Origin of the sequence: Calidithermus chliarophilus DSM 9957 (assembly GCF_000430045.1) — a bacterium.
Classification (GTDB): domain Bacteria; phylum Deinococcota; class Deinococci; order Deinococcales; family Thermaceae; genus Calidithermus; species Calidithermus chliarophilus.
In genome coordinates this window covers 2779635-2789789 of sequence record NZ_KE387023.1, presented here as the reverse complement: position 1 = coordinate 2789789, position 10155 = coordinate 2779635, and the positions used below count along the sequence as shown (strand labels likewise).

Here is a 10155-nt window from a genome sequence, read left to right as displayed (position 1 = left end):
AGCGGCCCGCGGTGATGCTGGCCGAGGAGGGGCAGGCCCGGACGGCGGCGGTGCGGGTGCTGGGCGACAACGGCACCACCGTGGCCGTGGACGGCGTCCCCGCCGGGGCCCGGGTGATCTACCCGGTGCCCCCCAGCCTGCGCGACGGCGACAGGGTCGAGGTCATCCCGTGAGGCCGTGCCATGCGTGAGAGCCCGCTGGTCAAGTTCTTCGTCGAGCGCTTCGTCTTCTCCACGGCGGCCTTTTTGGCCCTGGTGCTCTTCGGGCTCATCGCCAGCCGGGGCCTGGGCGTGGACCTGCTGCCCAAGTTCGAGATCCCGGTCGTGGCCATCAGCACCACCTACCCCGGCGCCGGGCCCGAGGAGATCGAGAGCCAGATCTCCAGGCCCATCGAGGACGCCCTCTCCACGCTGCCCGGCCTCGACCAGATCTCCTCGCAGTCGAGCGAGGGCTTCTCGCTGGTCATCGCCCAGTTCGACTACGGGCGCTCGGTGGACCAGGTCGCCACCGACGTCTCGCAGCGGGTGGCGGCCGTGCGGGGCCAGCTCCCCCGCGACGCCTCGGCCCCGGTGGTGCAGAAGTTCGACCCCGCCTCCCAGCCCATCCTCTACGTGGCGGTCTCGGCCGAGGGGCGCGACCTGCGCGAGGTGGCCGACTACGTCGATAAGACGCTCAAGCCCCAGCTCCAGCTCGTGCCCGGGGTGGCCGACTTGCAGATCCAGGGCGCACCCCAGCGCCAGATCCAGGTGCTGCTCGACCCCTGGAAGCTCGCCGAGTACGGCCTCACCGCCAACCAGGTGGTGGGGGCCATCCAGGCCTCGGCCCTGGCGATCCCGGCCGGGAGCCAGGACCAGGGCGGGCAGCGCTTCAACTTCGTCACCCGCAGCCAGCCCCAGACCCCCGCCGACGTGGCGCGCATCGTGGTGGACCCGGCTCGAGGCCTCAAGGTCTCCGACTTCGCCAGCGTGCGCGACACCCAGGCCACCCCCAGCCGCTACACGCGCCTGTCGGGCGAGCCGGTGGTGCTGCTGGGCGTGCGCAAGACCCCCGACGCCAACGCGGTCTCGGTGGCCCAGGGCGTCAAGGGGGCCCTGGCGGGCGCGACCTTGCCCGAGGGCTACCGCGCCCGCGTCACCGGCGACACCACCACCTTCATCCAGGCCACCGTCGAGGACACGCTGAAGGAGGTGGTCATCGTCGCGCTGGTGGTCTCCTTCGTGGTGCTGGTGTTCTTGGGCAAGCTCAACTCGGTCTTCAGCGTGGTGGTCGCCATCCCCATCACCATGGCCGGGGCGCTGCTGGTGTACGGGCTGCTGGGCTTCACCTTCAACGTCATCAGCCTGCTGGCGATCATCGTGGCGGTGGGCATCGTGGTGGACGACTCCATCGTGGTGGCCGAGAACATCGACCGCTACCGCCGCCAGAAGTACTCCGTCCCCGACGCCGTGGCCAAGGCCACCCGCGGGCTGCTCTCGCGCGAGGACGCCGCCGTGCTGGCCGAGCACATCGAGCGCTACCTGGCCCAGGGCCTGCCGCTGCACGCGGCGGTGAGCCGGGGCAGCGCCGACCTGCTCCCCGCCGACGACATCCCCGCCGTCACCGCGCAGATCGAGCACTGGCTCGAGCAGCCCTACGGCCTCAAGGACGCGGTGCTGCGCGGCACCACCGAGGTGCTCTCGGCGGTCTCGGCCGCGACGCTGTCGCTCCTGGCGGTGTTCCTGCCCATCAGCTTCCTGCCGGGCTTCGTCGGGCAGCTCTTCCGCGAGTTCGGACTGGGGCTGGCGGCGGCGATCTTCTTCAGTTGGCTCGAGGCGCTGTTCTTCCTCACCGTGCGCCTGGCCTACTTCCCCGACCCCGAGCCCCCCACCTGGCGCGAGGTGCCCCGCAGCCTGCGCGGCATCCGCGAGGACTTCGGCTGGCTGGCGGGCAAGCTGCGCTCCTGGCAGGCGCTGCTGCTGCCGCTGTGGCTGGCCCTGCTGCCGCTGCGCTACGTGGGGCGCGTGCTGTTCGGGCTGGCGGGGGCGGTGAGCTCCTCGCTCTTCCACGCCTCCGAGCGCCTGTTCGACCTGCTGCGCGAGGCCTACGCCCGCAGCCTGGCCCGGCTGCTGCCCCGCAGCCCCCTGGTGCTCGTGGTGGGGGCGCTGTTCTTCCTCTCCATCGGCCTGGTGGCCCCCCGCGTGCCCTTCAACTTCACCCCCCGCTCCGACAACGGCGTGATCAACGTGCGCCTCGAGCTCCCCAAGGGCACCGCGCTCGACGAGACCGACCGGCTGGCCCGCGAGGTCGAGGACTTCCTGCTGGCCCGGCCCTACGTCAGGGACGTGCTCACCGAGGTGGGCTCCTCCAACAGCGCGCTGGGCAGCGGCAACCCCGAGCGGGCCGACTTCACCGTGGTGCTGGCGGAGCACGGCGAGCGCGAGAACATCTACGCCATCGTCCCCGAGCTGGCCCGCGAGCTCGAGGCGCGGCTCGAGGCCCGCCCCGAGGCCACCCTGCGGGTCAAAGCCGCCGAGGGCGGCCCGGGGGGCGACGACTTCCAGTTCGTGCTCTCGGCCCCCACGCCTGAGCTGCTCGAGGAGCGCAACGCGAAGGCGCTCGAGGTGCTCTACGGCCTCGACTTCCTCGCCAACGTCTCCAGCAGCCTCGCCCAGAAGGCCAACGAGCGGGTGCTGGTGCCCGACGCCTCGGCGCTGGAGGGCACCGGCCTCACCCCCAACGACCTCGCCCAGGTGCTGCGGGTCTACAACGCGGGGACGGAGGCGGCCAAGCTGCGCCGCTCGGGCCAGGAGTACCCCATCGTGGTCAAGGCCGACCCCGGCCTCATCGACAGCCCCAGCGCCCTGCTCTCGCTGCCGGTGCACTCGCCGAGCCTGCGCCAGTCGCTGCCGCTCGCGAGCCTCAGCCGCTTCGAGAGCCGCCAGAGCCCGGCCACGCTGGCCCGCACCAACAACGCCTTCTCGGCCGGCATCACCGCCAACCGCTCGGAGAGCGCGACCAGCGGGGTCTTCCAGTACAGCCAGCAGATCGAGCAGGCGCTCGAGGAGGCCGGCGTCCTCGGCGACGGGGTGCGGCTGGAGAGCCAGGGCGGGGCCGCCTTCGTGGGCGACCTCGCCAGCACCGCGCCCATCGCCTTCGGGCTGGCGCTGCTGCTGAACTACCTGGTCATCGCCAGCCAGTTCAACGCCTTCCGCTACCCCCTCTACCTGCTGCTGCCCGTCCCGCTGGCGCTGGTGGGCGCTTTTTGGGCGCTGTGGCTCTTCGGCGCGGGCCTCGACACCATCAGCGTGCTGGGCCTGGTGATGCTGATCGGGCTGGTGACCAAGAACGCCATCCTGCTCCTCGACTTCGCCGTGCGCCAGGCCCAGGACAAGCCGCTCTACGACGCCTTAGTGGAGGCCGCCCGGCTGCGCCTGCGCCCCATCCTCATGACCACCCTCACCGTGCTGATCATCTCGCTGCCGCTGATCCTGGCGAGCGGGGAGGGTTCGGAGTTCCGCAAGCCGCTGGGCATCATCATCCTGGGCGGCGTCACGGTCTCGACGCTGCTGACGCTCTACGTGGTGCCCGCCGCCTTCTACCTCTTCGAGCGCCGCCGCTACCAGGCGCAAGCCCTGCCCAAGACCCCGGCCCCCACGGCCGCCGACTGAACATGAGCCGCAAAACCGCCCAACCCCAGACCCTCGTCGCCAGCCGCCGCTTCTGGCTGATCTTCTTCGGCCTGATGCTCTTCTTCGCCGCCAGCGTGGTGTTCTACGTCTGGCAGGCCCTCAAGCCCATCCCCCCCGCGCCCGAGGCCCTGGGCGCCCTCAGCAGCGACAGCGCCGTGAGGGTGGAGGCCAGGAACTGGGGCTACCTGCTGCGCCCCGCCGGGGAGGCCGCGAAAGTGGGCCTGGCCTTCTACCCCGGCGCCCGCGTGGACTACCGCGCCTACGCCCCGGTGCTGCGGCAGGTGGCCGCGGCGGGCTACCCGGTCGCGCTGCTGTGGGTTCCCTTCAACCTCGCCATCAGCGACCAGGACCGGGCGCGGGTGGTGCTCGAGGGCTACCCCCAGACCAAGTGGGTGCTGGCCGGCCACTCCATGGGCGGCGTGGCCGCCGCCAACTTCGCGACCTCGAGCGACCCCCTGGTGCAGCGCTCGGTGGTGGGGCTCATCCTGTGGGCCTCCTACCCCCAAAACGACCTCTCGAGCCGCACCCTCCCCACCCTGGCCCTCTTCGGCAGCAAGGACGGCCTGCTCACCGCCGAGGAACGCGCCCGCCAGATCCCCCGTATGCCCAAGGGCACCCAGGTCGAGGTGATCGAGGGGCTCAACCACGCCGGTTTCGGGGCCTACGGAGCCCAACCCGGCGACCAGCCCGCCGACCTCGGCCAACCCGAGGGATGGAAGCGCATCGCTCAGGCCACGGTGGCGTTCTTGCGGAGGGTTGATAGCCGATAGCTAAGGGCCCATAGCTCGTGGCGTGTGGAAAGCCGAGGGTCTAGAGCGTGTTAGGCACTTTATGAAAATCGCCGTCCTGGACAGCGCTCGAGGTAACTGTCGCGATGCGGGGAACCCGGCTGGAAACTGCGTCCAGCACGAGCCATGGGTAGAGGTTCATAATACCGGATTCAAAAAGATAATCACCCAAACTAAAGACCTTCAGAGGCTATCTTTTTGAATCCTAGAGCACTCCCTTCGGTCGGGTTGGTCCGTCACCGAACGGTGACGGACCAACCGAATCTGGTATAACACGCTCTAGAGCCGAGGGCTAAGGCATCTTGCGTAGGACGTACGACGTATGACCCGCGTTCGGCGTCTGGCGTTTAGCTATCGGCTATCGGCTATCGGCTATTGACTATCAGCCATCGACTCAGAACAGCGTCAAGTCCACCCCACCCGGCCCCTCCGGCATCGGCGCGAAGAACCCCCGCGCCTGGCGCAGGTTCACCGTGAGGAAGGGGTGGCGCTCGAGGCACTTCGCCTGGCTGAACGGCTGGCCCAGCGGGTAGACCTCGGCCTCGAAGAGGGGCTGGAAGGGCAGGGCGAGGGCCATGTACTGGTGGAAGTCCTGGCCCTCGGGGCCCTCGAGCCAGCCCACCAGCACGCTGTGGGGGTACAGCAGGGCCACCCGGCGGCGCTTGCCGTCCCGGACGGCGGGGGGGCGCCCGCCTTGCAGGTAGAGCACCCGCTCCTTGGGGAGGCCCATCGAGGGGAGCACCGCCAGGATGTCCTCGGCCCGGGGCGTCGCGGGGGAGTCGGAGCGGTAGAGGTTGACGCTGGCGAGGGGGAGCAGGGGGCTGTCGCCCTGGTTGAGCCAGTCGGCGGTGGAGGGCAGGGGCTGGCCCAGCGTGCTCTGCGGCAGGTAGATGAGGCCGTAGAGCTGGAGGTCGGCGAGGTAGAGGTGGGCTTCGTAGCCGCTGAGGATCTCGTCGGGGAGGGGTTGGAGCAGGCTCTTAGGCATGGGGACCTCCTCTAGTTGCACGCGGGGTTGGCGGGGTCGATCACCTTGGACACGTCGATCAGGCCGTGGCCGAGTTCGGGCGAGGGGGCGGAGAGCTGGGCGGCGCTGCGCAGGCAGGAACGGACGGCCTCGAGCGTGCCGCTGCCCGCGCCTTCGGGGTGGAAGGTGCCGCGCTGGCGCTGGTTCTGGTAGAGGTGCAGCGCGACGGTGGCGCTGACGAAGGCCGCCGACATCGAGGTGCCGTAGGCGTTGCCCACGCCGTCGGCGGCCTGGCCGCCGTAGCTGGGGACGGCGGTGCCGGGGGCCACGAAGTCGAGCTCGGGGCCGTAGTTGGAGCCGAAACCGTTGCCCCACACCGCGCGCCGGCCCTGGGCGTCGGTGGCGCCCACGGCGAGGACGTAGGGCGAGGAGGCCGGGTAACCCACGCTGGCGCTGTCGGAGTTGCCGCTAGCGGCCACCACCACCAGCCCCTGGGCGCTGACCCTGGCCAGCACGCTCTCGAGGTAGGGGTCGAAGGCCTGCCCGGCCAGCGAGAGGTTGACCACCTGGGCGGGGGTGGGGTTGGTGAAGGTCCGGCCGCCGATCTCGGTCTGGCCGGCGGCGTACTCGAGGGCCTGCGCGATCTGGAGCGTGCCGGTGCGGCCCTGGGCGTCGAAGATCTTGATGGGCAGGACCTGGGCCAGGTTGTAGCTCACCCCGGCCAGCATCGAGCCGTCGTTGGTGGTCGCGGCGATGACGCTGGCGACCGCCGTGCCGTGGGAGTCGCCGCCGTGGGGGGCCACGGCGCCCTGGCGGGGCTGGGGGGCCTCGAGGCTCGGGCCCACCACGTCGAGCCAGCTCGACTGGGGGGTGAGGTTGGGGGCGAGGTCGGGGCGGTCGGTGAAGAAGCCGGTGTCGGCGACGGCGACCACGGGGCGCTCGCAGCCCGCGTTCAGGCCCTTCCAGGCCTGCTCGAGGCGCATCTGGGCGAAGAGCTCGTCCTGGGCGGGGTACTGGCGGTTGGCCGGGGGCACGGCGGCCTCGGCGGCCTCGTAGAGGTACTCGGGCTGGGCGTAGTCGGCCAGGCCCCGCTCGACGAGGGCGCGGGCCTTGGCGGCCTCCTGGCCCTGCGGCACCCGCACCAGGCCCCACCCGCCCTCCAGGCGCACAGCGCCCAGCTTCTGCAGGCGGCTGCCGCTCTTGCTGAACACCAGCAGGCGGCCGCTGGCGTAGGGGCGGTCGAAGCGGCCCAGCCCGGCGGGCCTGACCTGCTCGGGCGCGGCGAGGGCGGCGCGGGCGGCGGGCCGGCTCGAGCTCGGGCAGCTCACGGAGGCCTGGGGCTCGACCGTGACGGTCTGGGTCTTAGCCACGCGGCCCTGAGGGGTGGCGAGCTCGAGGGTGAAGCGGTAGGTCTTGGCGGCGGTGGTGGGGTTGCCCCGCACCTTCACCGAGAAGGAGCGGTCGCGCGTCGTGAGGGGAAAGCCCGGCAGGGCGGGCTCGCTCGTGACGGTCACTTCCCCGGCGCCTTCGGCCTGCCAGAAGAAGGAGACTTCTCCCCCACTCACCGGAAGCTGGGCGGGCACGGCGGTGAACTCGGCCTGGGTCTGAGCGACGGGCTGTCCGCAACCCGCCAGAACCAAGGCAGCGAGCCCGGCCACCGCCCAAAGCGGACGAAAGGTCGAAAAGCTAACGGTAGAGATGAATGGGAAAAGCCGGGGTCCGTCAGGAACGCTTTCTCTGCGTTCGGCCGGTTGCACCACTGGCTCCCCGGTTCCCTTGGTGCCCACGTTGGGAAACACGGTTCAACGCCTCCGAACACCCTAAACGACGCCTAGGGCCAGGCTGGGAGCCTGACCGGCGAGAAACGCCCACGGCGTGGCAAGATGCGTACGGAGTGGTTGTCTCTCGGCCGGTTGCGCCACTGGCTCGGCCTGTCCCAGGCGCCCAAATGCAGGACAGGCTTCGTCGCCTCCGAGAGGAGGTTTCCCTCCAGGTGCCGTTGTACCACATCCCCTGGGTGGGGAAATGGTCAAACGTCACATCTGGGGCGTTACTTTCGTGACTTCAGAACGTCCTCGAGCCTTGCCGCGCCTCACTCCCACTCGATGGTGGCGGGCGGTTTGGAGGTTATGTCGTAGACCACGCGCCCGACCTCGGGGACCTGGCGGGTGATCTTGCGGGCGACCTCGTCGAGGAAGTCGAGGGGCAGGCGGGCCCAGTCGGCGGTCATGAAGTCGACGGTGCTCACCGCCCGCAGGCCCAGCACGTAGCCGTAGCTGCGCTCGTCGCCGATGACGCCCACGCTCTGCATGGGGGTGAGCACGGCCAGGGCCTGGGAGACGCTGTCGTAGAGGTTCCAGTCGCGCAGGGCGCTGATGAAGATGTCGTCGGCGCGGCGCAGGACGTCGAGCTTCTCGGGCGTGACCTCGCCCAGGATGCGGATGGAGAGGCCGGGACCCGGGAAGGGGTGGCGCATGCGGATGGGCTCGGGGAGGCCCAGGAGCAGGGCGAGCTCGCGCACCTCGTCCTTGAAGAGGTAGCGGAAGGGCTCCAGGAGCTCGAAGTTGAGGTCCGGGGGCAGCCCCCCCACGTTGTGGTGGCTCTTGATGTTGGCCGCCCCTTCCCCGCCCGCCGACTCGATGACGTCGGGGTAGAGCGTGCCCTGCGCCAGCCAGCGGCAGCCCTCCTGCGAGAGCTTGCGGGCTTCGGCCTCGAAGACCCGGATGAACTCCCGCCCCACGATCTTGCGCTTTTCCTCGGGGTCGGCAACCCCCTTCAGCGCCCGCAGGAACTGCTCGGAGGCGTCCACCACCCGCAAATTCTCGTCGCCCAGAGGCCGCAGGGCCTGCTCGACCTCGTGACGCTCGTTCAAGCGCAGCAGGCCGTGGTCCACGAACACGGCGGTGAGCTGCGAGCCGATGGCCCTCGAGAGCAGCAGCGCCAGGGTGGAGGAGTCCACCCCGCCCGACACCGCCAGCAGCACCCGGTCCTTGCCCACCTTGGCGCGGATGTCGGCGATGAGGGCCTCGAGGGTGTGCTCGGGGGTCCAGTCGCGGCGCACCCCGGCGAGCTCGAGGAAGTTCTCCAGCACCGCCATGCCCTTGGGGCTGTGCACCACCTCCGGGTGGAACTGCACCCCGAAGGTCCGGCCGTCCGGGGCCGCGATGGCGGCCACCGGGTTCTCCTCGGTCTCGGCGATCACCCGCCACCCTTCGGGCAGGTTGGTCACGGCGTCGGAGTGGCTCATCCACATCTGCAACTCGCCCCCCAGCCCCTCGAACAGCGGCCCCTCGTGCCGCGTCAGCACCGCCTTGCCGTACTCCCGCCTCCCGGCCCGCTCCACCCGGCCCCCGTGGGCCATCGCCAGGTACTGCATCCCGTAGCAGATGCCCAGCACCGGCAGCCCCTGCTCGAGCAGCCCCTCCGCCGGCCGCGGTGAGTTGGGGTCGAAGACCGAGTTAGGCCCGCCCGACAGGATCACCGCCTGCGGACGCTCCGCGAGGACACGCTCCAAGCTGGCCGTCCCCGGCAGGATCACCGAGTACGCCCGCAATTCCCGCACCCGCCGCGCGATGAGCCGGGTGTACTGCGAGCCGAAATCGAGGATGACGACGCTCATGTGGGTGAGTGTACCCGTAAAGGGCGGGAGGCGGGAAGCGAGGAGGCGTCAGGGGTTAGCCGTCAGCTGTCAGCCGTCAGCCCTCAGCGAAAGGCCCGTGGCGTGTGAGAGTATCCCCCCAGCCCCCCTTGCTAAGGGGGGAACAAGGCGTCTGGCGTCTGGCGTCCGGCGTCCGGCGTCCGGCGTCCGGCGTTCGGCGTTTGGCGTATTGCGTTTTGCCTTCAGCTATCGGCTATCAGCTATCGACTATCAGCGTCCGGCACCGGCCCTCATTGCAGCCTTATCGTCACCCCACCTGGACTCGGCACGTCCAGCAGGACCTCTTTGGGCTCGCGGCCGTCCACGCGGATGCGCACGCGGTAGGCGCCGGCCTTGTCGAACTGCACGGGGCCGGGGACTTCGGCGATGGTGCGCTCTTTCTCCATGGTGGAGCCGGGGGGGGCCTCGAGGATCTCGATGCGGCCGCGGGAACCTGGGGGATCGAGGCGGAACTCCACCACGTAGCCGCTGACGGCGGGCTCGGGGCGGGGCCACAACCAGACCGCCAGCGCCACGGCCACGACCAGCAGGAGCACGCCCAGGTACAGCAGCACGTTCCGGCGGCGGGGTTGCGGCTCGATGACGCTGAAGGAGGGCTCGAGGGGGTCGTCGATGCGGATGCGGCGGGGGGCGACGGGCACCTCCTCCTGGGGTGAGGCAGCAGGCTGGGTGGGCTCTGCCGGGCGGGCGGGCGGCTGGGACTCGACGCGCAATTGGGACTTGCTCTTGGGGACGGTAGGGGGCGGGGGCAGGGGCTCCTCGGCGGTGCGCACGGCGACCGTGGGCTCTTCCTCGAGCGGCGCCTCGAGCACGGGGGGAGACCCGACCTCCGCCTCGACCGTTTCGACGGGGACCGTCTCGACCACGGGCTCGGGCTCGGTGAGCCGCTGGCGCGCCTCCTCCAGGGTGAGCTTGCCGGCGGCGAAGGCCTCGAGGTCGGCGGAGAACAGCAGGTGCGACCAGCTCTCGCCCGCCAACTGGCGCAGGGCCTCCACGACGCCCTGGGGGTCGGGGCGGACGGGCTGGGCCGGCAGGCCCGCGCCCTCGAGCCAGACGCGCGGCCCCCGCACCCACAGG

General features: G+C 70.8%; 6 protein-coding genes and 2 riboswitches. Of the genes, 2 read left to right on the top strand and 4 right to left on the bottom strand.

The window, feature by feature from the left end; all coding sequences use genetic code 11:
• The first annotated feature begins 182 nt into the window (after nucleotides 1-182).
• On the top strand, nucleotides 183-3647 hold the full coding sequence (locus MEICH_RS0113430) for an efflux RND transporter permease subunit (protein ID WP_027893066.1): 3465 nt from the start codon (nucleotides 183-185) through the stop codon (nucleotides 3645-3647).
• A 2-nt stretch (nucleotides 3648-3649) separates the two neighbouring features.
• Nucleotides 3650-4438, top strand: a complete 789-nt coding sequence (locus MEICH_RS0113425; protein WP_027893065.1) for an alpha/beta hydrolase — start codon at nucleotides 3650-3652, stop codon at nucleotides 4436-4438.
• 412 nt (nucleotides 4439-4850) lie between these two features.
• Here MEICH_RS0113425 and MEICH_RS0113420 read toward each other — a convergent pair whose 3' ends face one another.
• The 4 genes from MEICH_RS0113420 to MEICH_RS27230 all read right to left on the bottom strand — a co-directional run.
• Entirely contained in the window at nucleotides 4851-5441 is a 591-nt protein-coding gene (locus MEICH_RS0113420; protein WP_027893064.1) for a hypothetical protein, read from the bottom strand.
• An 11-nt stretch (nucleotides 5442-5452) separates the two neighbouring features.
• The gene (locus MEICH_RS0113415) at nucleotides 5453-7078 is read right to left on the bottom strand and encodes a S8 family peptidase (protein ID WP_084542303.1); all 1626 of its coding nucleotides are present in this window, start codon (nucleotides 7076-7078) and stop codon (nucleotides 5453-5455) included.
• A gap of 78 nt (nucleotides 7079-7156) precedes the next feature.
• Nucleotides 7157-7242: riboswitch (cyclic di-GMP riboswitch) on the bottom strand.
• 76 nt (nucleotides 7243-7318) lie between these two features.
• A riboswitch (cyclic di-GMP riboswitch) is annotated at nucleotides 7319-7402 on the bottom strand.
• A gap of 110 nt (nucleotides 7403-7512) precedes the next feature.
• Nucleotides 7513-9039: a glutamine-hydrolyzing GMP synthase gene (guaA, locus tag MEICH_RS0113410; RefSeq protein WP_027893062.1), complete on the bottom strand. Its 1527-nt coding sequence runs from the start codon at nucleotides 9037-9039 to the stop codon at nucleotides 7513-7515.
• A gap of 269 nt (nucleotides 9040-9308) precedes the next feature.
• On the bottom strand, nucleotides 9309-10155 hold an 847-nt coding region (locus MEICH_RS27230), incomplete at its 5' end, for a hypothetical protein (RefSeq protein ID WP_169730671.1).

What these genes read in the sequence shown, in the direction of transcription:
- MEICH_RS0113425 (WP_027893065.1), top strand. Translation starts at nt 3,650, where the DNA reads ATGAGCCGCAAAACCGCCCAACCCCAGACCCTCGTCGCCAGCCGCCGC.
- guaA (WP_027893062.1), bottom strand. Translation starts at nt 9,039, where the DNA reads ATGAGCGTCGTCATCCTCGATTTCGGCTCGCAGTACACCCGGCTCATC.
- MEICH_RS0113420 (WP_027893064.1), bottom strand. Translation starts at nt 5,441, where the DNA reads ATGCCTAAGAGCCTGCTCCAACCCCTCCCCGACGAGATCCTCAGCGGC.
- MEICH_RS0113430 (WP_027893066.1), top strand. Translation starts at nt 183, where the DNA reads ATGCGTGAGAGCCCGCTGGTCAAGTTCTTCGTCGAGCGCTTCGTCTTC.